The sequence below is a fragment of the Pseudolabrys taiwanensis genome (genome assembly GCF_003367395.1).
GTDB classification, from domain to species: domain Bacteria; phylum Pseudomonadota; class Alphaproteobacteria; order Rhizobiales; family Xanthobacteraceae; genus Pseudolabrys; species Pseudolabrys taiwanensis.
The window spans coordinates 2484199-2505723 of sequence record NZ_CP031417.1 but is presented as its reverse complement, the minus strand read 5'-3'; the positions used below and the strand labels follow the sequence as shown (position 1 = coordinate 2505723).

Here is a 21525-nt window from a genome sequence, read left to right as displayed (position 1 = left end):
GAATGCGCGATATAGGGGCTGCCTCGAAGATGTGTCAAGCGAGGCCTGCCCTCCCGGAAAAGAGAGCCGGGACAGCCGTTAAAGCCGTCAGTTCCGCGTCTTCGGATCGTCGCCCGCCGTCACCCGCGTCGCCTGCGACTGCAGGGCCCGGATGCGGTCGGCAAGATTGCCGCTGACCGGCGCTTCACCCGACAGATCCACCGCGCCATGGGTGGTCACGGCGATCGGGGCCCGATCGCGGGCGCCTTCGGTGGCCAGGATGGCGTCGATGGTCGAATTCGGGCCTTCCAAGGTCGAGGCCAGACGCGCCACCTCGGCGGCCACGTCGTTGATGCGTTCGCGCAGCAAGGCGTTCTCGACGCGCTCGGCCGCCCAGTTCTCCTCCGCCTCACGCTTCATGCCGGCCAAGTCGCGGGCGAAGCGGTCGCGCTCCTCGCGCGTGCGCTCGAGCTCGGCGGCGATCTGATCGTTGTCGGCCTTGAGCTGTTTGGTGGCGGCGGACGAGCGGCCGTCGAGTTCGGCGATGGCCGAACGCAGGTCGCCTTCGGTCTTGCGCGCGACATCCATGGCGCCGCGCAGCTGCTTCAGTTCGAACTCGCTCTCGGTCAGCAGGCGCGTCTGTTCGGCAAGACGGGCTTCGAGGTCGTGCGCGCGCCGACCGAGGATCTCGGCCTCCGTCGTCTGCGCGACGAGCTGGTGCTCGAGCTCGCCGACGCGGCGGCCGAGGTTTTCGACCTTGCCGCGCTCTTCGCTCAGTTCCTGGGTCGCGGCGTGCAGCTCGACGCGCTCGGCGTCGCGGCGATCCTCGACCGCCTTGAGTTCGCTGCTGGCGCCGTTGAGGCGCTCTTTCAGCGCTTCGATCTGGGTCTTCAGCGCGACGATCTCGACCTTCTGCGCTTCGGCCGTCTGCGATCGCTCGTCGAGCGCGCCCATCAGCCGCGCCAGTTCGGATTCCTTGTCCGACACGGCACGTTGCGCTTCCAGCATGGCGCTGGTCTTGACCGCGAATTCTTCCTCGGTGGCGCGCAGCTGATCGCGCAGCGCCTTGTCGCGCGCTTCGAGCGCGAAGATGGTGGCGGTCTTCTCGCCGAGCTCGATCTTGAGCCGGTTGATCGCGTCGCCCTTCTTGCCGAGTTCGGCGAGCTGGTTGGTGCTCTTGGCCTTGAGTTGCTCGACGCTCATCTCCAAGCGCCGGGTCGACATGGCGAATTCGGCACGGAGCTGATCTTTGTCGGCCTGGATTTCAGCCATCGACAATGGCGTGGCCGCTTCCAGCCTGCGCATGGTCAGGCGGACGGCGCGGCCGTGGACGAGCGGAATAAGGACGAGGCCGATAAGGGCCGCGACGAGAAACCCGACCCCGAAGTACATGATCGGTTCAATCATGGAAACGACGCCTCCAGCTCACCCAAACCCATATACCCCATGGAAACCATGCCATGGGGTTAAGACAACCGCCAGTACAACCCTGGATTAACCTAAACTCGCCGGCGCGTCTGCTTTACCGGCATTCTGTGACGTCCGCTGCGGGTTTTCGTCAAAGTGCAAAACAAACAGAGCGGGCATTGATGAGCGTCGGCCCATCAATGCCCGCGCGCGTAACCCAAGCGACCGCGCTGGATCAGAAGGGATTCCAGGTCGCGTTCTGGGTGAACTTGAGATAGCCGATGTTGGCGCCGAGCCTTAGGCCCACGCCCGAACGGATCGGCACCACCACGATGTTGTTTGCGGTGAGGGCGGTCATGCCGAAGCCGCCAATGAAGTAGGCGGAGCCGTCGATGCCGCCGAAGCGCTGGTAGATCGCCTCGGTCGCCGGCAGGTTATAGACGAGCATCATGGTGCGCGCGCCTTCGCCGCCGTAGTCGAAGCCGACGGACGGCCCCTCCCAGAACACACGGCGGTCGCCGGCATTCTTGGTGTAGAGCTTGCCGTCGCCGTAGCGCAGGCCGACGATGAAGGCGCCGCTGCCTTCCTGTCCGAGGATGTAGCCGTTCGGCTGGCCCCAGCGGGCGACCGCGGCTTCCACCACCTGCGCCAGGCCGCGCGACACCGTGCCGAAGAAGCGATGGCCTTCGCGCACCAGTTCGCCTGGCGAGAACGTGTCCGGGCTTCGCTGCCGCTGCGGCGGCGGAGCGTACTGCTCCTGCGCCAGCGCGGTGCCAACAGAAAGCAGGCACGAGGTCAGGACCACAAGGCGCAAGAGCGCGCGCATCGAAAACTCCATGGATGACAGCCCCGCTTAACCGGATGATCACGCCGGCTCCCTAGGGTGACGGGCTAGGGGTCCCCGAATCGAATGTCGCGTGGAACTATGACTGGAGCACGGCAGCCGGAAAAGGCGCGCGCGTTGCGCGGCGGGCTATTCGGCCTCGTTTTGGCGGCCTTCGGCATCCTTTTCGGCTATTCTGCGGCGGCGGAACAACCGCTTGTTGTCAACGCCGATACCGGGCTTGCGCTGAGCGGCGTCGATCCTGTCGCCTATTTCACCGATCGCAAGCCGGTCTTCGGCCGTCCTGACCTGGAGCTCGGCCGCTTCGGCGCGGTCTGGCGTTTCCGCAACCCCGGCAACCGCGACGCCTTCGTCGCCAATCCGGAAGTCTATATGCCGCAGTTCGGCGGCTACGATCCGGTGGCGATCGAGCGGGGTCGCGCCGTTCCCGGGCATCCGCTGATCTGGACCGTCACCGGCGACCGTCTCTATCTCTTCTACAGCGATGCCGATCGCGCGGCCTTTATCGCGGATGCCGATCGCATCGTCGCCGCCGCGACGCGCAAGTGGCCGGACGTGGCGCGCGCCGCGAACCGCTGAGCCGCCGGCCTACGCCGTCATCGCCGCCGCTTTCGCCGGATCGCCCCAGGCGATGAAGGCCGGGACACGGAAGTTCTCTGCGCTGCGGCCATAGGCCACTGGCCGACCATCGGGCGTCGCGACAATGCCGCCGGCCGCGACGAGCAGCGCCTGGCCAGCGGCGACGTCCCACTCGCACACCGTCGCCAGGCGCGGGTAGACATCGGCCGCCCCCTCCGCGATCTGACAGAACTTAATGGCCGAGCCGCCTGGCTTGCGGGCGATTGGCCCGAGCCGCGTGAGGAACGCTTCGGTCGCGGCATCGAGGTGCGAGCGGCTCATGACGGCGACGGCGTCGTGCTGCGGCCATCGCCGGGTACGGATCGGCTCCGCCTGGTCGGCGCTGTCCGCCAGCATCCGCAACCTTTCGGCCTTGGCGCCGACGACGCCGCGCCAGACGAGCCCGCGGTTGGGTGCCGACACCACCCCGAGGATCGGCACACCGCGCGTGACGATGGCGACGTTGACGGTGAACTCGTCGGTGCCGGCCAGAAATTCCTTGGTGCCATCCAGCGGATCGACCACCAGGAAGCTGGCGTCGAGCGGCGGCAATGCACCCCGGGCCGCCATTTCCTCGGCGATCACCGGCACGCCGGGCAAAAGTCGCGAAAGTCCCTCCAGGATCAGGGCCTCGGAAGCCTCGTCGGCGGCGGTCACCGGCGACTTGTCCTCCTTGAGGCGGCGGCTCACCCCCTTTTCCGCCATGCTGCGAATGAGCGTGGAGGCACGGGCGACGAGTGCCGTGAGATCGTCCAGCAGCGCCACGGCCTGGGCGGCGGAAACTTCTGAAGTTACAGCCAAAATGTGCTTCCTCCCGTGCCGTCCTTGGCGCTCGCCTGCCTGCGGTGTATCACGCCAAAAAGCCGGTTCGGCCGGCGATTCGCTTCATTTTTTGCACGCTCCGCGGAGGCCAGTCCATGTCCGGTTCCATCGATGCGCTCGATCTTGCCGCGTTGCTTTGCTCGCGTGTTTGCCACGATTTGATCAGCCCGGTCGGCGCCATCGTCAATGGTCTCGAGGTGCTCGAAGAAGAGAAGGACGAGGAGACCAAGCAGTTCGCCCTCGACCTCATCAAGAAAAGCGCCATCACCGCCTCCGCCAAGCTGCAGTTCTGCCGCATCGCTTTCGGCGCCGCCGGTTCGGCCGGCGCGCAGATCGACACGGGCGATGCTGAAAAGATTTCGCGCGGGTTCCTGGAGGACGAGAAGACCAAGATCGAATGGAATTTGCCGCGGCTGCTGATGCCGAAGAACAAGGTGAAGCTTCTGCTCAATCTGCTGCTGATCGCGGGCCAGGCTATTCCGCGCGGCGGCAAGCTCACCATCGACGGCGTCGGCGAGGGCGATGCCATGGGCTTCAAGATCACGGCCGTCGGCACCTATGCCAAGGTGCCGCTGAACGCGCCGTTGTTGTCCGGCGAGGTCGGCGAGGACGGACTCGACGCCCATCGCATTCAGCCGTTCTACGCCGGTCTGTTGGCCAAAACCTGCGGCATCAGCCCGACCGTCGCGTTGGACGGTGACGCGGTGGTGATCAACGCCCACTAAAGCGACGTCGCCGGAGAGAAGGTGGTTAGCGAGCGGTTAACAACGCGCGATCGCTTACCTCTCCGAAACCAAAATTAAACCCTTCGCGGACACACTGGCGCCGCTCTCCGACAGGGGAGCCGGTGAGACGGCCCTGTGCCCGTCTGCGTAGGCGTTTTCATGGACGAGTTGTTGCGTGAGTTCGTGACCGAGACCAACGAGAGTCTCGACGTGGTCGACGTCGAGCTCGTGCGTTTCGAGCAGGAACCGAATAACGCCAAGATCCTCGCCAACGTCTTCCGTCTCGTTCACACCATCAAGGGTACGTGCGGCTTTCTGAATCTGCCGCGGCTGGAAGCGCTTGCGCACGCCGCTGAGACGATGATGGGCAAGTTTCGCGATGGCGTGCCGGCGACCAAGGAAGCCGTCACGCTCATCCTCGCGACCATCGATCGCATCAAGCAGATTTTGGACACGCTCGAGCGCGACGAACGCGAACCCGATGGCGGCGACGACGATCTGATCGTCAGCCTGAACAACATGGTCGCGCGCCTCGCCGCCGGTCCGCTCGGCGAACCGCCGTCGCATACGGTCGGCACGTTGACGCCGCAGGTTCTCGAGCGGGCCTTGCGTCCCGGCGAAGTGCCGCTCGACGATCTAGAGCGCGCGTTTCGCGACACGGAGGTCGAGCCGCCGGTCAGCAAACCGGACAGGCCCGACGCCGTCGCGAACGATGGGCCGGCCAAGGACGACGACATCGGCAAGAACGGCAGTCAGTCGATCCGCGTTACCGTCGAAACGCTCGAACACCTGATGACGATGGTGTCCGAACTGGTGCTGACGCGCAATCAACTGCTCGAGATTGTGCGCCGGCACGAAGACTCCGAATTCAAATCGCCGCTGCAGCGCCTCTCCAACGTGACGGCCGAGCTGCAGGAAGGCGTCATGAAGACGCGCATGCAGCCGATCGGCAATGCCTGGCAGAAGCTGCCGCGCATCGTGCGCGATCTGTCCGTCGAACTCGGCAAGCAGATCGATCTGGAAATGCAGGGCGCGGACACCGAGCTCGACCGGCAGATCCTCGATCTGATCAAGGATCCGCTCACGCACATGGTGCGCAATTCGGCCGACCACGGGCTCGAACTGCCGGCCGAGCGCCGCGCCGCCGGCAAGCCGGAACGCGGCCGCATCCGGCTGTCGGCCTACCATCAAGGCGGCTTCATCGTTATTGAACTGGCCGACGACGGTCGCGGGCTCGACACCGCGCGCATCAAGAGCAAGGCCATCGCGCAAGGACTGGTTTCGGAAGCCGAAGCGGAAAAGCTGACCGAAACGCAGATCCAGAAGTTCATTTTCGTGCCGGGCTTCTCGACCGCGGCGAAGATCACCAGCGTGTCGGGCCGCGGCGTCGGCATGGACGTCGTCCGCAACAATATCGATCAGATCGGCGGCACGATCGACGTGAAGTCGGTGGCTGGTATCGGTCTGAACTTCACGATCAAGATCCCGCTGACGCTGGCCATCGTTTCGGCGCTGATCGTCGAAGCCGGCGGCGACAGGTTTGCCATTCCGCAGCTCTCGGTGGTCGAACTGGTGCGTGCGCGCGCCGGCACCAACCACCGTATCGAGCGGATCAAGGACGCCAATGTGCTGCGGCTGCGCGACAAGCTGCTCCCGCTCACGCGATTGAGCCGGCTGCTCGGTATCGAGAAAGAGGAAGCGCCCGATCTCGAAAAGGGCTTCATCGTCGTGACGCAGGTCGGCAACCAGACCTTCGGCATCGTCGTCGACGCGGTGTTCCACACCGAGGAAATCGTGGTCAAGCCGATGTCGTCGAAGCTGCGCCACATCACGATGTTCTCGGGCAACACCATCCTCGGCGACGGCTCGGTGATCATGATCATCGATCCGAACGGCATCGCCCAGGCTCTCGGCGGTACGGTATCGGCGCAAATGGCGCACGTCGACGCGGGCGCGAAGCCTGTCTCGTCCGAGGAAGAAAGCACATCGCTGCTTCTGTTCCGCGCCGGTTCAGCGCAGCAGAAGGCGGTGCCGCTGTCGCTGGTGACGCGCCTGGAAGAGATCGACGCCCGCAAGATTGAGATGTCGAACGGCCGTCATATGGTGCAATATCGCGGCCAGCTCATGCCGCTCGTCACCATGAACGAGACCGTGCGCGTGAAGAGCGAGGGTGCGCAGCCGCTGCTCGTCTTCACCGACGGCGTGCGTTCGATGGCGTTGGTGGTGGATGAGATCATCGATATCGTCGACGACCGGCTCGACATCCAAGTCGGAAGCGAACAGGCCGGCGTGCTCGGCTCGGCGATCATCAAGGGGCAGGCGACCGAGATCGTCGACGCGGGCCACTTTCTGCCGCTCGCCTTCGAGGACTGGTTCCGCCGCAAGGAGCAGGGGGCGCCGCGGAAGCGATCGGTGCTGCTCGTCGACGACTCGCCTTTCTTCCGCAACATGCTCGGTCCCGTATTACAGGCCGCCGGTTACGATGTGACGGCCGTTGCGTCCGGAGAAGCCGCGCTCGAGTTGCTTCACGAAGGCCGCAGCTTCGACGTCGCGGTTACCGATGTCGAGATGCCGGAGATGGACGGCTTTCAGTTTGCCGAGGCCTTGCGCGCCGATCCGCGCTGCGCCGGGCTGCCGGTCATCGCGCTGTCGTCGGTAGTGTCCGCCGACGCGGTCGAGCGTGGCCGCCGGGTCGGCTTTTACGATTACGTGGCTAAGTTCGACCGCCAGGGTCTGATCGCGGCGCTCAAAGAGCAGTCCGAGATCGGCCGGGCTGCATGATGGCTGACCATGAACGAAGCCGGCGACCGCACTTTACAGGAATACGTGACCGCCATGATCGGCGGTCAGCTGTTCGGCATGCCGATCCGCAGCGTGCAGGATGTCTTCCTGCCCGAGCGGATCACGCGCGTGCCGCTGGCGTCGCCGGAGTTCGCGGGTGTGCTCAATCTGCGCGGCCGCATCGTGACCTTGATCGACATGCGTGAGCGGCTCGGGCTGCCGCCGCGCGAGAGCGACGCGACGCCGATGGCCGTCGGCGTCGAGCTTCGCGGCGAATCCTATGGTCTTTTGATCGACAGTATCGGCGAGGTGCACAAGCTCGACGAGACCATGCGCGAGCCGAACCCGATCAATCTCGATGCGCGCCTTGCGCGCGTATCGTCGGGTATCTACCGGCTCGACGGGCAGCTCTTGATGCTCGTCGATGTCGATCGGGTGCTTGATATCGGCACGACCGCGATAGCGGCGTGAACCTTGTCCAGAACGGCAACGGTAGCTGCAAAGAACTTGGTGAGGACTGTGTCATGAAGACATGCTTGATCGTTGACGACTCCAGCGTCATCCGAAAGGTCGCGAGGCGTATTCTCGAAGGACTCGACTTCCAGATCGTCGAGGCGGAAGACGGAGAGCAGGCGCTGGAGAGCTGCCGGCGGCAATTGCCGGAAGCGATCCTGCTCGACTGGAACATGCCCAAGATGGACGGTTACGAGTTCCTGCGCTCGTTGCGGCGGCTGCCGGGCGGCGACGCCCCGAAGGTGGTCTTCTGCACGACCGAGAACGACGTCGCGCATATTGCGCGCGCGCTGCATGCCGGCGCCAACGAGTACATCATGAAGCCCTTCGACAAGGAGATTGTCGAAGCCAAATTCCAGGAAGTCGGCTTGATCTGAGCAAAATCCGGTCAAGCCTATGGCTCTCGTAGTTGCACCGCATTCGACCGCGTTCGCCGTGGGTCGCCGCATCCGTGTCATGCTCGTCGACGATGCCATCGTCGTGCGCGGGCTGTTCGCGCGCTGGGTAGAAGCCGAGCCCGATCTCGAACTCGTCGCGTCGCTGCGGTCGGGCCGCGAGGCGGTGAACCAGATCGAGCGTGTCGCACCGGACGTGGTGGTGCTCGATGTCGAGATGCCGGACATGGATGGCATCACCGCGCTGCCGCAACTGCTCGCCAAGAAGCGCGATGTCGTCGTCATCATGGCATCGACGGTGACGCGCCGGAATGCCGAGGTCAGCTTGCGCGCGCTGGCGCTCGGCGCCGCCGATTACATCCCGAAGCCCGCAACGTCCCGCGAGATCAATGTCGGCGCCGACTTCCATCGCGATCTGATCGAGAAGATCCGGCAGCTTGGTTTGCGTACCCTGCGCCGCCGCAGCATCCTCGCGGCACCGGCGCCGTGCGCCGCCACCATCGCGCCGCCGCTACAGCCGAGCGCCCACGCGCATGCGGATATCGCGTTGCGGCCGATGCCGCTGACGCCGCCGCGCGCGCTGCTGATCGGCTCCTCGACCGGCGGGCCGCAGGCCCTCAATGCCGTGCTGACGCAGGCGGGGCCTGTGCTTGATCGCGCGCCCGTCCTCGTTACCCAGCACATGCCGCCGACCTTCACCGCCATCCTGGCCGAACATCTCACCCGCGCCATCAAGCATCCCGTGCGTGAGGCGGTGGATGGCGAGGCTGTCCAAGCCGGTACGGTCTATCTGGCCCCCGGCGGCCGCCACATGTCGGTCGTGCACCGCGACAACGCCATCGTGATCGCGCTCGACGACGGGCCTTTGATCAACTTCTGCAAGCCTTCGGTCGACCCCTTGTTCACGTCCGCCGCCGCGGTGTGGGGTACGAAGGCGCTGGCGCTGGTGTTGACCGGTATGGGTCACGATGGACTGGCCGGAGCCAAACAAGTCGTTGCCGCCGGCGGTCATGTCGTGGCGCAGGACGAGGCGAGCAGCGTCGTCTGGGGTATGCCTGGCCAAGTCGCGATGGCCGGTCTCTGTTCCGCCGTGCTGCCGCTTACCGATATCGGGCCGAAACTCGCCCGCCTGTTTGCGGGAGAACGCGCGTGAGCCCCTTGGATTTCGATTTTCTGCGCCGGCTGCTGCACGAGCGCTCCGGCCTCGTCTTGCCCGCGGAGAAGCAGTATCTCGCCGAAAGCCGGCTGTTGCCGCTCGCGCGCCGTCACGGGCTGACAAGCTTGGGTGAACTCATCGCCAAGCTGCGCGAGGCCCAGGCGGAAGCGCCGCTGGTGACCGAGGTGGTCGAGGCAATGACCACCAACGAGACCTTCTTCTTCCGCGATAAGATCCCGTTCGATCATCTGCGCGATACCATTATGCCCTCGCTGATCGCGGCGCGGGCCAAGGAAAAGCGCATCCGCATCTGGTGCACGGCGGCCTCGTCAGGTCAGGAGCCGTATTCCATCGCCATGACGCTCAAGAGCATGGGCGCGGCGCTCGCCGGCTTCCGCATCGACATCCTGGCGACCGACCTTTCGATGGAGGTGCTCGAGCGCGCGCGGCACGGTCTTTACAGCCAGTTCGAAGTGCAGCGCGGACTGCCGATCCATCTTCTGGTGAAGTTCTTCAGCAAGGAGGGCGAGATGTGGCAGGTCGCGCCCGAATTGCGCGGCATGGTGCAATTCCGTCCGCTCAATCTGCTCAAGGACTTCTCGCCGCTCGGCATGTTCGACATCGTGTTCTGCCGCAACGTGCTGATCTATTTCGATCAGGACTCGAAGATCGGCGTCTTCAATCGCGTCGCCAAGCAGATGTCGGACGACGGCTTTCTGGTGCTCGGCGCGGCCGAGACCGTTGTCGGCCTCACCGACGCGTTCAAGCCGGTCGTCGACAAGCGCGGCCTTTATGCGCCGAATCCGGCGGCGCGTTTCGCCCCGCGCGGCGCGGCCCCGGGGGCGATGCTTCGCTTCGCCGCCAAGGGGTAGGGCCAGGCCGCCGTCACCTAGTTGAACTTGTAGCTTGCCTGGAACAGCCCGCCGAAGCGCTCGTACCGGTAGGTGTCGGAGCGATCGGTGAGGGTGCCGTCGTAGATATCCGAGCCCGCCGTCGTCCACATCGACCAGTAGCGCGCGCCGACGCCGACGCTGAATTGCGGCGTGACGAAGTACGAGACGATCGCCTCCATCTGCACGCCACGGCCCGTACCGCTCTCTTGCGCGACCAGCGATTGGCGCCAGTGATTGTCCTGACCGGTAAAGCTCACATAAGGCAGCCAGGCGATGTCGGCGCTGATGCGCCAGCGCGGCGTGACCCACACGTCGCCGGCGAGGCCGAGGCGCAGCGACTGCCACGTGTCGGTCTCGGTGATGAGCGGCCCATATCCGACATTGGGACCGCAAATGCCGGACGCCGTCGTGGCGAACTGAACGCAGTCGCTGCTCGCATAGCGCTCGTAAACGCGATTGTAGCCGACCAGGGGCCCGACTTTGTAGCCGGGGCCGCTCAGCAGATTGAGCCCGATGTCGATCGTCTGGTAGTTCATGTTGGTCGCCACCAGATTCGAGAACGTGTTCGAATAGGCGCCTGACAGATTGGTGTCGGGATTCTTGACGGCCCAGTCTTCGTCGTTCATGTGGCCGTCGGTAATGCGGCCGAGACCGGCGAAGCCTTTCACGAAGACGAGCCAGGGCGTGTCCAGACGCGCGAAGATTTCGCCGCTGTGGCCGGTGACGTTGGCGTAGGTCAACCGCGAGGCCAAAACCGTCGACGTCTTGTGCTCGCTCGGCACGTCCTTCTGGAAGCGGCCGGAGCTGTACCAATAGCGGCCGCCGATCTCGAAATTCCAATCGCCCGTCGGCGTGACCGCGGCCATAGCCTGTTCGCCCGGGCCCCACGCCGCGTTCGCGTCGGCGCCAAAGCGATAGTTGAGGCCGAGCTTCACCGTGTGCGTCGATTGGCGAATGCTCGTGCTCGAAGCCGGCACGGGCGTGACGGTGCCGTCTTCGGCGGTGGTCACCGTCTGCGGCGTCGCCATCGTGAAGTCGGCGAAGCGCCGGTAGTCGTATTCGAGCTTCAGCGACCAGGCCGGTGACAGCGCCTGTTCGATGCCGGCGCCGACCGTCCAGCCCCACACCGTGTTGCTGCTGTGCGTCGCCGCGGACGTCTCGGCGAAGTTTTCGTTGGTCGTCACGTCGACGCGGTTATGCAGGAACGCGGCGCCGCCCTTGCCGTACAGCAAGGTGCGTCCGGTCGGTCCCAAGGCGTAGCCGATGCGGCCCGTCAATGTGCCGGTATATTGCGGCCGCGCCGTGCACGTGGACGACGTGAATTCGCCGTTCGGCGCGAAGCAATTGCCGCTGCCGTCGGCATCGAGCCAGCTCAACTCGCCTTCGATACCGAAGACCCAGGGCGAACCCGCCGGCTGCCAGTTGTAGCCAACCTGTCCGCCGAGCAAGAGGCCCGGGGTGCGGATCTGATCGCCGAAGATCGACGGGCCATAGGGACTGGAGATGTCGGCGGCGCCGAACGTCGCGCCGGCATGCGCGCCGGCGTAGAGGCCGGTCCAATTCCAAACGACGAGCGGCGGCGCCTTGAAGGCCTGTCTTTCGAGATCCGCCGCTTGCGCATGAGCGCAGGACAATGTCGCGAGGAGCACGCCACCGACAAACAACCGACCGTACGACACCGCCATACCCGCTCACCCGATGACTTTAGCGCAGGGCGCTAATCGAACTTGTAGCTCGCCTGCAAAAGGCCGCCGAAGCGCTCGTAGCGATAGGTGTCCGAGCGCTCCGTCGGCGAGCCGTTGAAGGCGTCGTCGCCGCTCGTGGTCCACATCGCCCAGTAGCGGGCGCCGACGCCGACGCTGAACTGCGGCGTGACGTAATAGGAGAGGAAGGCCTCCATCTGCACGCCGCGGCCTCGGCCGGATTCGTCGATCACCAGCGAACGCAGCCAGTGATTATCGACGCCCGAGAAGCGCACGTAAGGCAGATAGGCGATGTCGCCCGTGAGCCGCCAGCGTCGTGCGAGCCACACGTCGCCGGCCGCGCCGACGCGCAGCGACTGCCACGTGTCGGTTTCGGTGATGACGGCGGTGTTGGTGATGGTCCGCGTGCAGATGCCCGACGTGGGCGAGGCGGTCTGCGCGCAATCGTTAGCCGCGTATTGCTCGTGCACGCGGTTGTAGCCGACGAAGGGACCGAACTTGAATCCCGGACCTTGCAGCAGGTTCACGCCGATATCGATCGTTTGATAGTTCATGTCGGTCGAACTGAGGTTCGACAGCGTGTTCGAATAGCCGGTATACGGCGGCCCGCCGCTGTTGCCCGTAAGGCCCCAGTCCTCGTCGTTCATGCGCCCGCTGGCGATCTTGCCCGCGCCGGCGTAACCCTTGACGAACACGCGCCATGGCGTGTCGATGCGAGCGAACACTTCGCCGCTGTGGCCCGTGAGATCGGCGTAAGTGAGCCGCGAGATCAGATTGGTCGAAGAGGCATTGGTGCCGGGAAGGTCTTTTTGGAACCGGCCGCTGCTGTACCAATAACGGCCGCCGACCTCGACGTTCCAGCCGCTGTCGCCCGGCTTGGCCGAGGCCATCGCCGCATAGGCATCCGGGCCCCAGGTGGCGTTCGCCGGCGCGCCGAAATGATAATTGAGGCCGAGCTTCACCGTGTGCATCGATTGGCGCACGCTGGTGCTCGAAGCCGCGACCGGCGTCGGCAAAGCGCCGCCCGGCGGAGTCGAGAAGGTTGCCGGCGTGTCCAGCGAGACATCGGCAAAGTGCCGGTAATCGTACTCGAGCTTCAACGACCACGCCGGCGACAGCGCCTGTTCGACGCCGGCGCCGAGCGTCCAGCCCCAGCTTGTGTTGCTGGAGTCGGTCGTCGTGATCGGAAATACGCCGAAGCCGAAATTGCTCGTGGCGTCGATGCGATTATGCAGGAAGGCGGCGCCGCCTTTGCCGTAGATAAGCGTGCGCTGCGTCGGACCCAAGGCGTAACCGATACGACCGGTCAACGCGCCGGTGTATTGCGGCCGCGCGCTGCAGGTCGACGACGTCATTGTGCCGTTGGGTGCAAAGCAAGTGACGGTGCCGTCGGCATCGAGCCAGCTCAGCTCGCCCTCGACGCCGAACACCCACGGCGAACCGACCGGTTGCCAGTTGTAGCCGACCTGTCCGCCGAGCATGAAAGCGGGTGTGCGAATCTTGTCGCCGTAGATCGACGTGCCGTAAGGGTTGCCGGCTTCGGAGAAGCCAAGTCCGCCGCCCGCATGCACACCGGCGTAGAGACCCGTCCAATTCCACGACGCAACCGGCGGAACTTTAACGGGCAGCTTGGTGAGATCTGCGGCGTGCGCTGTGCCAGCAGAAAAAGTCGCGAGGAGCGCGGCGCCAATCCATCGGCGATGGCGAGAGTGTGTCATGAATGGGACGTTAGTAGGATACCACGTCGCTGACGAACATTTGCGGCCACGAATTCACAACTAATGCCGCCGTCGCCGTCGAACAGCGCGGTGATGATGCACAGGCAACACATTTGGCGAGCGGCGGTCGTGCAATGGAACCTCCGTCTTGATCGCAGCGCGCTCGTTGCGCACAGCGACGCCGTTCAATTGTGAAAAGATCGCTCGTTGTCGCGAAGAAGCCAATGCTTCGCCGCCCGTGTTGTTTGTCAGGGCGCCGGGTTCGCCCGTTTTCCGTGGCCCTCGCGAAGGAGGGGAAGGAGCGCCGCGAGGCGCTTCCACTTAAGACCACGCTCGCGCAAACAAGTGGACGCCGTTGGCGCCACTCATTTGCGCTACGGAGCGTGTGCACCCTTCGACGAAAGGGTGCGCGCCCCGCGGCGCTCCCTGGCGGCGATTTCTGTTCCCGGGTCCGCGCTTCAGGCTGCCGTTGCGGCGTCCGCCCGTCACCGTCAGCCTGTACGGCCTTGGTGTCGTGGCTCCCGCGGCGCCAGTTCGGCTCATCGCCTTGTCGCGCCTCGGGCCGCGGACCTCCACACGGCGGCTTGCTAGCAGGCTCCCTGCACAGGGGTCGTAGTGCCCCCAGGGCGGGTCCCGAGACCTCCCGAGTACCGGCTTACGGGGCCGGTCCGCGGGCGCCGCATCCCGCCCCGTCCTCGTTTGCGTCTCGCGACGACGCCCCTCGGTGGGTGGGATGAGGAGATAATAGTCAAAATAGGATCATAGTCAATAATGCTATAGGAATATTTTTAAGCGGAGTGCTCTTATTGATCCGTATAACGTTGTGCGTTATATTCCGTGTCCATGATCGTCAGCTTCGGTGATGGGGAAGCGGCAAAGATTTGGCTCGGCGAGCGCAGTCGCCGTGTTCCGTTCGATATCCAGGCTGTCGCGCTACGCAAATTGCGTCTTATCGATGCCGCGAGGCGTGTCGACGATTTGCGGGTGCCGCCCGGAAACCGGTTGGAGAAGTTGGGCGGCGACCGGGCCGGACAATGGAGCATCCGCATCAACGATCAGTGGCGCATCGTTTTCTTCTGGAGCGAAGCAGGAGCCGAGCATGTCGCGATCGTCGACTACCACTGAATTGCTGCCGAACCCGCATCCGGGCGAAATCCTGATCGAGGAATTCTTGAAGCCGATGGATTTGTCGCAGACGGCGCTCGCGCGGGCGATCGCTGTGCCACCGCGGCGTATCAATGAGATCGTGCTCGGCAAGCGCGCCGTCACGGCCGACACCGATCTGCGGCTCGCACGCTATTTCGGATTGAGCGAAGGGTTTTTTCTGCAACTGCAAACCGCGCACGATCTGATGGCGCGCCGCCGGCAGATCGGCGACAAGCTGAAGGCGATCAAGCCGAGGGCGGCGTAGAGCAAGGGGCAAGCCCGGACACGGCCGCGTTTGGGAAGGCGCCAATGCGCCGCACGTTCTCAAACAAAAAAGCCCCGGCGCTTTCGCCCCGGGGCAAGTTGGGAGGAGTGAGCCCAACTGGGCTCCTTCAAGATGCACGCGACGCAACAAGGGCAGGGCCTTGAACCGCGAAGCGGGTGAACTGAATCGGCGAAGCGTTGCGGCCGTTCATCCACCGGTGTCGGGGCTTGCCCGACATCGGATTTGAAGTGTGCAAGTCGGCTACAGCCGACTTGCAATGGCTCGCCGCTAAAGCGGCTCGCACCCTCAGGATGACGGGGCGGAGTCCGTGCGGCTCGACACGGGTCGAACGCTTGCTCGTAACTTTCCCCACGGTCATTGCCGGGCTTGACCTGGCAATCCATGAGGCCGTGCCTCTTGGCATGACAGAGCGTACGGCTCTCAAACGTGAAGCTCATCATGGATGCCCGGGACAAGCCCGGGCATGACGGGTTGATAGGTGCGCGCCGGAAGCAACGACGGATGTGAACGGGATGCGCCGGCTTACTGAAAAACGAAAGCCGCGACTTGCCGGAAAGCAAACGTGAGAAAACGAACAGCCTGAAAACAAAACGGGGCGCCGAAGCGCCCCGTTCGAGACCCGATCAAGCGGGGATCCGTTCGTCGTGCTCGCTCGGCTCGCGCAGCACGTAGCCGCGGCCCCACACCGTCTCGATGTAGTTGCGGCCGGAAGAGGCGTTCGCCAGCTTCTTGCGCAGCTTGCAGATGAACACGTCGATGATCTTGAGCTCCGGCTCGTCCATGCCGCCGTAGAGATGATTGAGGAACATCTCCTTGGTGAGCGTCGTCCCTTTGCGCAGGGAGAGCAGCTCGAGCATCTGGTATTCCTTGCCCGTGAGGTGCACGCGCTGGCCGGAGACCTCCACCGTCTTGGTGTCGAGGTTGACCACCAGGTCGCCGGTGTTGATGACCGACTGGGCGTGACCCTTGGAGCGGCGCACGATCGCGTGGATGCGGGCGATCAGCTCGTCCTTGTGGAAGGGCTTGGTCATGTAGTCGTCGGCGCCGAAGCCGAGGCCTTTGACCTTGTCCTCGATGCCGGCGAGGCCGGAGAGGATCAGGATCGGCGTCTTCACCTTCGACACGCGAAGGGAGCGCAGGACCTCGAACCCCGACATGTCGGGCAGGTTCAGGTCCAGGAGGATGATGTCGTAGTCGTAGAGTTTGCCGAGATCGACACCCTCTTCGCCGAGATCCGTCGTGTAGACGTTGAAGCTCTCGGATTTGAGCATGAGCTCAATCGATTGCGCGGTCGCGCTGTCGTCTTCAATAAGTAGAACGCGCATGCCAGTCCCCTTCTCGCCGCAACCGGGCCTCTAGGTCAGCGCCGCGTGGGTGGCGGCGAGCATTTAAAAATACGCGGTGGGACAAACCGATTCGACACTATTCCGACATGGTTAACAAAACCTGATTCCTGCACGCAAGCACGCCGTAGGCACGAGTGCCCGAATCGGCTTAAGCTTTTGCCGGAAGTGGTTTTTTCGCCACGGGCCGGTCCGTCTCCTCAGCTCGAAAGCCGGCGGTGATTCCGGCTCCCGTCAGTCCATCTCGCCCCTTCCGTCCTGGCCGGGCGATTCGAATGGCCAAACTCCCATGGACGATGACCCAATGATTAACGACCCGGGTAAACAACGCGTTAAAGGCGAGGGTCGGGCGGTAAGCCTAAGGGCGAGTTTACGGCCCTTTGCACAGGTTAAATCGAATGCGTTGCACCAAAGTTCCGGAGATTCGCTGAGGTGCCTGCCTTTACCTCTTTCCCAAGGGGAGAGAGAGCCGGCCGGCGGGCGTGGCCGCCTATGCCTCCCATGGATGGTTTGAACGCATGAAAGCCCTGGCCGAACAGATCGGCGATATCGACGGCGTCGAGATCTATGGCCGCGTGGTCGGCGTGCGCGGTCTGATGGTGGAGATCGCCGGTCCGATCCACGCGATGTCGGTCGGCGCCCGGCTCAATGTCGAGACCGGCATCGGCAGGATGATCCCCTGCGAGGTGGTCGGTTTTTCCGGCGGCCACGCGCTGGCGATGCCGTTCGCCTCGCTCGATGGCGTGCGGCGCGGCTGCCGCGCCGTGGTATCGACCGCGGCCGGCGCGGTGCGCCCGTCCGAATCCTGGCTCGGCCGCGTCGTCAATGCGCTCGGCGAGCCGATCGACGGCCTCGGCCCGCTGGCGCCGGGGCCGGCGCCTTACTCCTTCCGCAACTCGCCGCCGCCGGCGCATGCCAGGCGCCGGGTCGGCGAGCCGCTCGATCTCGGCGTGCGCGCCCTCAACACCTTCATCACCTGCTGCCGCGGTCAGCGCATGGGCATCTTCGCCGGTTCCGGCGTCGGTAAGTCGGTGCTGCTGTCGATGATGGCCCGCAATGTGAATGCCGACGTCTCGGTCATCGGCCTCGTCGGCGAACGCGGCCGCGAGGTGCAGGAGTTCCTGCAGGACGATCTCGGTCCCGAGGGCCTGGCCCGCTCGGTGGTCGTGGTCTCGACCTCGGACGAGCCGGCCTTGATGCGGCGTCAGGCCGCATATCTGACGCTCGCCATCGCCGAGTTCTTCCGCGACCTGCAGAAGGACGTGCTGGTGCTGATGGACTCGGTCACGCGCTTTGCCATGGCGCAACGCGAGATCGGCCTCTCGGCGGGCGAGCCGCCGACCGCCAAGGGCTATACGCCGACGGTGTTCACGGAACTGCCGCGTCTTCTCGAGCGCGCGGGCCCCGGCACCGACGAAGGCACCATCACCGGCATCTTCACGGTGCTGGTCGACGGCGACGACCACAACGAACCGGTCGCCGACGCGGTGCGCGGCATTCTCGACGGTCATATCGTGATGGAGCGCGCGATCGCCGAGCGCGGGCGCTACCCGGCGATCAACATCCTCAAGTCCATCTCCCGCACCATGCCCAAGGCGGCCGATCCCGCCTTCCTGCCGGTCATCACCCGCGCCAAGCAGGTGATGGCGACCTATGCCGACATGGAGGAACTCATCCGGCTCGGCGCCTATCGGCCCGGGTCCAGCCCCGACGTCGACGAAGCCATCGGTTTCAACAAGCCGCTGGAGACGTTCCTTGGCCAGCGCAAGGACGAATCCACAACTTTGGCGGAGGGGTACCAGCGGCTTGAGCGCATTTTAAGCGGCTTGGAAACAGAAAACTAACGTTATTGACGCAGGATCGCGTCCACTGAACGTCCGGGGCCGCCTGCGCCGGGTCGATGGTATGCGGCTGGCCGGCGGAATTCGGGACTTCGGGGGAGTATCCAGTCGATGAAGTCACGCGAAACGCTTATCCGGCTCAAGAAATTCCAGGTCGACGAGAAACGGCGCAAGGTCGCGCAGATCGAGTCGATGATCGCGGAATTCGACCGCATCGGTACCGAGCTCGATCGTGAGATCAAGCTCGAGCAGGACCGCGCCGGTATCCATGACCCGGGCCACTTCGCCTATCCGACCTACGCCAAGGCGGCGATGACGCGGAAAGAGAATCTCAAGCGTTCGACCGACGAACTGCGTGCGCAGCTCGACGACGCCAAGGCTTCGCTCGGCGAGGCCTTCGAGGAGCTCAAGAAGGTCGAGATGCTCGACGAGCGCGACCAGGCGCGCGAGAAGGCCGAAGCCAATGCCCGCGAGCAGAACGAGCTCGACCGCATCGCGGCGCTCCGTTACAGCACCGGCGGCGTGCGCATTTAACGGCGCTTCAAGACAACAGAACCTGCCGTAGCCCGGATGAGCGAAGCGAAATCCGGGCCTAAGTCAGCCCCGCATTCCGCTGCGCTCCATGCAGGCTACGGACAATTCCCGCTCCTAATCGTTCGCGCCGGCGCGGCGATAGGGCCGGTAACGCGCCGTCCACATCTTGGCATGGACGGCAGCCTCCACCGTGTCGGCGGTAACGCCGCTCGTCAGCCCCTCGGCGACCGCCTGCTTGCCGACCGCGACGGCGATCGAGATCGCGACGTCGCGCAAGGCGGTGACCGGCGGCAGCAGATTGGCCTGCGGATTGCGCTTGGCCGGCGATAGCTCCGCCAGTGCCTTGGCCGCGGCCATGAACATCGTGTCGGTGATGCGCGCGGCCTGCGTCGCCACCGCGCCGAGGCCGACCCCCGGGAAGATGTAGGAGTTGTTGGTCTGGTCGACGCTGAAGGACTCGCCGCCGCGCATCAGCGGCGGGAAGGGGCTGCCGGTGCCGATGACGGCCCGGCCTTCGCTCCAGCGCTCGACATCGGCCGGATCGGCCTCCGCGCACGAGACCGGGTTCGACAAGGGGAAGATGATCGGGTGCTTGTTGTGCGCGGCCATTGCGCGCACCACCGTCTCGTTGAAGGCGTTGGTCTGCGCCGAGACGCCGATGAGCGCCGTCGGCTTGGCGTTCTCGATGACGTCGAGCAGCCCGATGCGATCGCCGCTGCGCTGCCATGACGCGACGGCGTCGCGCGGTTGCAGGAACGGCCGCTGGAACGAAGCGATGTCCGGCATGCCCTCGAGCAGCAGGCCGTCGCGATCGACGAGATAAAAGCGCCGCGCCGCCTCGCGCGCCGGCAAACCGGCATCGATCATGGCCGCCATGATGAGCGCCGCGATGCCGCAGCCGGCCGAGCCGGCGCCGAACACGGCGATGCGCTGCTCCGTGAGCGGCACACCGGTGACGTTGATCGCCGACAACAGCGTGCCGGTGGCGACCGCCGCGGTGCCCTGGATGTCGTCGTTGAAGGTGCAGAGCCGGTCGCGGTAACGCTCGAGCAGGCGCGTGGCGTTGCTCTTGGCGAAGTCTTCCCATTGCAGCATCACGTGCGGCCAGCGCTCGTGGACCGCGGCGATGAAGTCTTCGATGAAATCGTCGTACTCCTGGCCGCGCACGCGCGAATGACGCCAGCCGACGTAAAGCGGATCCTTGAGGATGTATTCGTTGTCGGTGCCGACATCGAGGAAGATCGGCAGCGCGGTCGCCGGGGCGATGCCGCCACAGGCGGTATAGAGCGCGAGCTTGCCGATCGGGATGCCCATGCCGCCGACGCCCTGGTCGCCGAGGCCGAGAATGCGCTCGCCGTCGGTGACCACGATCACCTCGGTGCGGTCGAAATGCGGGTTCGCCAGAATCTGCCGGATATGCGCGCGATGCGGCAGGCTGAGGAAAACACCGCGCGGCCGGCGGAAGAGCTGGCTGAAGTGCCGGCAGCCGGCGCCGACGGTCGGCGTATAGACGATCGGCAGCAGCTCCTTCACGTTGTTCGAGAGCAGGCCGTAGAACAACGTCTCGTTGGTGTCCTGCAGGTCGCGCAGGAAGGAATAGCGTTCGACGTCGGTCGAGAAGCTGCGCAGGGCGGTCAGCCGGCGGGCGATCTGCCCGTCCATGGTCGCGACGTTCGGCGGCAACAGGCCGTGCAGGCCGAACCGGTCGCGCTCCTCGTCGGAAAACGCGGTGCCCTTGTTCAGTCGGGGGTCGCAGAGGATCTGATAGCCGGAGAGGGCGGCGGGAACGCAGACGGTATCTTTAGCGGGGTCGGCCATTGCAGCGAGGAGTCCATTGATGTTGGGCTCCTTGTAACACGGTCGTGAACGCCGCGGGACCGCCAGCGGCGCAGAGGTGACGAGCTTTTACGCGCAACACGCATTCCTACGGTGGTGGTGTCGCGCGCTATCGTCCCGTGAATTGCGGCCGCCGCCGATCGAGCCAGGCCGTGATTCCTTCCTCGATGTCCTTGGTCGGTACCATGCGGGCGAAGGCATTGGCCTCGATGGCGAGCCCCTCGTCGATCGGCACGTTGATGCCGCGGGTGACGCTATTGAGGCAGGCGGCGACGGCCAGCGGCGATTTCTCGGCGATGACGCGGGCGAGGCGAAAGGCCTCCTCGTAGAGCTTGTTGTGCGGCACCACCTCGTTGATGAGGCCGAAATCGCGCGCTTTCCAGGCGCTGATCGGCTCGGCGGTGAGAATCATGCGCAGCGCGCGCTTGCGGCCGATCAAGCGCGGCAGGCGCTGCGAGCCGCCGAAGGGCGGGGCAAAGCCCAGCGTGATCTCGGCTTTGCAGAACTCGGCGCGTTCGCTGGCGATGGCGAGCGGCGCCGCCTCCGTGATCTCGGAGCCGCCGCCATAAGCGAGGCCGTTGACCGCGGCGATAATCGGCTTGGGGAAGGTCTCGATGCGGGCGGTGAGCCGCTGGCCGCGCTGTACGAATTCTCGTAGCGCCGCCGGCGCGCCCTTGCGCACGCTCGGGGCAAACTCGGCGATGTCGGCGCCGGCCGAAAAGGCGCGCTCGCCGGCGCCGGTGAGGATGACGACGCGGATCGTGTCGTCGGCCTCGATCGCGTCGAGATGGGCGGAGAGGCGGTCGATCAGGTCGTAGTTGAGGGCATTGAGCTTGTCGGGGCGGTTGAGCGTGAGCAGGGCGATGCGGTCGTCGTCCTGGCGCAAGACGGCATCGGAGACGGTATCGGCTGATTTCGGCATATCGTGACCTCGGCTGGCCGGCACGGACGGCCCGTCCGGCGCACGCAAAGGGTCGCAGGGCGC

19 protein-coding genes are annotated in these 21525 nt (G+C 65.0%); 11 read left to right on the top strand and 8 right to left on the bottom strand.

Going from position 1 to position 21525, the window contains the following annotated elements; translation table 11 throughout:
• Positions 1-87 precede the first annotated feature (87 nt).
• Both DW352_RS12045 and DW352_RS12040 read right to left on the bottom strand, forming a co-directional pair.
• Positions 88-1386, bottom strand: a complete 1299-nt coding sequence (locus DW352_RS12045; RefSeq protein WP_115691545.1) for a coiled-coil domain-containing protein — start codon at positions 1384-1386, stop codon at positions 88-90.
• A 235-nt stretch (positions 1387-1621) separates the two neighbouring features.
• Positions 1622-2224, bottom strand: coding sequence for a DUF1134 domain-containing protein (locus tag DW352_RS12040; protein WP_115691544.1), 603 nt, complete (start codon positions 2222-2224; stop codon positions 1622-1624).
• A gap of 87 nt (positions 2225-2311) precedes the next feature.
• On the opposite strand from DW352_RS12040, the gene DW352_RS12035 reads away from it, so the two are divergent.
• The gene (locus tag DW352_RS12035) at positions 2312-2809 is read left to right on the top strand and encodes a YHS domain-containing (seleno)protein (protein WP_210209967.1); all 498 of its coding nucleotides are present in this window, start codon (positions 2312-2314) and stop codon (positions 2807-2809) included.
• Positions 2810-2818: 9 nt separating this feature from the next.
• Here DW352_RS12035 and DW352_RS12030 read toward each other — a convergent pair whose 3' ends face one another.
• On the bottom strand, positions 2819-3649 hold the full coding sequence (locus DW352_RS12030) for a 3'(2'),5'-bisphosphate nucleotidase CysQ family protein (protein ID WP_245434414.1): 831 nt from the start codon (positions 3647-3649) through the stop codon (positions 2819-2821).
• A 116-nt stretch (positions 3650-3765) separates the two neighbouring features.
• Here DW352_RS12030 and chpT point away from each other — a divergent pair, with 116 nt between their 5' ends.
• From chpT to DW352_RS12000, 6 genes are all read left to right on the top strand, one after another.
• Positions 3766-4395: a histidine phosphotransferase ChpT gene (gene chpT / locus DW352_RS12025; protein WP_115694376.1), complete on the top strand. Its 630-nt coding sequence runs from the start codon at positions 3766-3768 to the stop codon at positions 4393-4395.
• 159 nt (positions 4396-4554) lie between these two features.
• Positions 4555-7176, top strand: coding sequence for a hybrid sensor histidine kinase/response regulator (locus tag DW352_RS12020; RefSeq protein ID WP_115691543.1), 2622 nt, complete (start codon positions 4555-4557; stop codon positions 7174-7176).
• 9 nt (positions 7177-7185) lie between these two features.
• Positions 7186-7647 (top strand): chemotaxis protein CheW, encoded by a 462-nt coding sequence (locus tag DW352_RS12015; protein ID WP_115691541.1) that lies wholly within the window; start codon positions 7186-7188, stop codon positions 7645-7647.
• A gap of 53 nt (positions 7648-7700) precedes the next feature.
• The gene (locus DW352_RS12010; RefSeq protein ID WP_115691539.1) at positions 7701-8066 is read left to right on the top strand and encodes a response regulator; all 366 of its coding nucleotides are present in this window, start codon (positions 7701-7703) and stop codon (positions 8064-8066) included.
• 19 nt (positions 8067-8085) lie between these two features.
• Positions 8086-9237 carry a protein-glutamate methylesterase/protein-glutamine glutaminase gene (locus DW352_RS12005; protein ID WP_115691537.1) on the top strand — a complete coding sequence of 384 codons (1152 nt, stop codon included), beginning with the start codon at positions 8086-8088 and terminating at the stop codon, positions 9235-9237.
• Entirely contained in the window at positions 9234-10112 is an 879-nt protein-coding gene (locus DW352_RS12000) for a CheR family methyltransferase (protein ID WP_115691535.1), read from the top strand. Before DW352_RS12005 ends, DW352_RS12000 begins: the two co-directional genes overlap by 4 nt.
• Before the next feature lie 17 nt (positions 10113-10129).
• On the opposite strand, the gene DW352_RS11995 is transcribed toward DW352_RS12000, so the two are convergent.
• Positions 10130-11818, bottom strand: a complete 1689-nt coding sequence (locus tag DW352_RS11995; RefSeq protein WP_115691533.1) for an outer membrane beta-barrel protein — start codon at positions 11816-11818, stop codon at positions 10130-10132.
• 32 nt (positions 11819-11850) lie between these two features.
• Positions 11851-13554, bottom strand: coding sequence for an outer membrane beta-barrel protein (locus DW352_RS11990; protein WP_115691531.1), 1704 nt, complete (start codon positions 13552-13554; stop codon positions 11851-11853).
• An 843-nt stretch (positions 13555-14397) separates the two neighbouring features.
• Here DW352_RS11990 and DW352_RS11985 point away from each other — a divergent pair.
• Positions 14398-14679, top strand: coding sequence for a type II toxin-antitoxin system RelE/ParE family toxin (locus tag DW352_RS11985; protein ID WP_115691529.1), 282 nt, complete (start codon positions 14398-14400; stop codon positions 14677-14679).
• Positions 14654-14965 (top strand): HigA family addiction module antitoxin, encoded by a 312-nt coding sequence (locus DW352_RS11980; RefSeq protein ID WP_115691527.1) that lies wholly within the window; start codon positions 14654-14656, stop codon positions 14963-14965. Before DW352_RS11985 ends, DW352_RS11980 begins: the two co-directional genes overlap by 26 nt.
• A 644-nt stretch (positions 14966-15609) precedes the next feature.
• Here the strand turns inward: DW352_RS11980 and ctrA are convergent.
• Positions 15610-16311: a response regulator transcription factor CtrA gene (gene ctrA / locus DW352_RS11975; protein ID WP_115691525.1), complete on the bottom strand. Its 702-nt coding sequence runs from the start codon at positions 16309-16311 to the stop codon at positions 15610-15612.
• A gap of 536 nt (positions 16312-16847) precedes the next feature.
• Here ctrA and fliI point away from each other — a divergent pair.
• The gene (gene fliI / locus DW352_RS11970; protein ID WP_115691523.1) at positions 16848-18173 is read left to right on the top strand and encodes a flagellar protein export ATPase FliI; all 1326 of its coding nucleotides are present in this window, start codon (positions 16848-16850) and stop codon (positions 18171-18173) included.
• A gap of 108 nt (positions 18174-18281) precedes the next feature.
• Positions 18282-18704 carry a flagellar export protein FliJ gene (gene fliJ / locus DW352_RS11965; protein ID WP_115691521.1) on the top strand — a complete coding sequence of 141 codons (423 nt, stop codon included), beginning with the start codon at positions 18282-18284 and terminating at the stop codon, positions 18702-18704.
• A 114-nt stretch (positions 18705-18818) separates the two neighbouring features.
• On the opposite strand, the gene DW352_RS11960 is transcribed toward fliJ, so the two are convergent.
• Positions 18819-20522 carry an NAD-dependent malic enzyme gene (locus DW352_RS11960; protein ID WP_115691519.1) on the bottom strand — a complete coding sequence of 568 codons (1704 nt, stop codon included), beginning with the start codon at positions 20520-20522 and terminating at the stop codon, positions 18819-18821.
• A gap of 127 nt (positions 20523-20649) precedes the next feature.
• On the bottom strand, positions 20650-21462 hold the full coding sequence (locus DW352_RS11955) for a crotonase/enoyl-CoA hydratase family protein (protein WP_115691517.1): 813 nt from the start codon (positions 21460-21462) through the stop codon (positions 20650-20652).
• Positions 21463-21525: the final 63 nt, after the last annotated feature.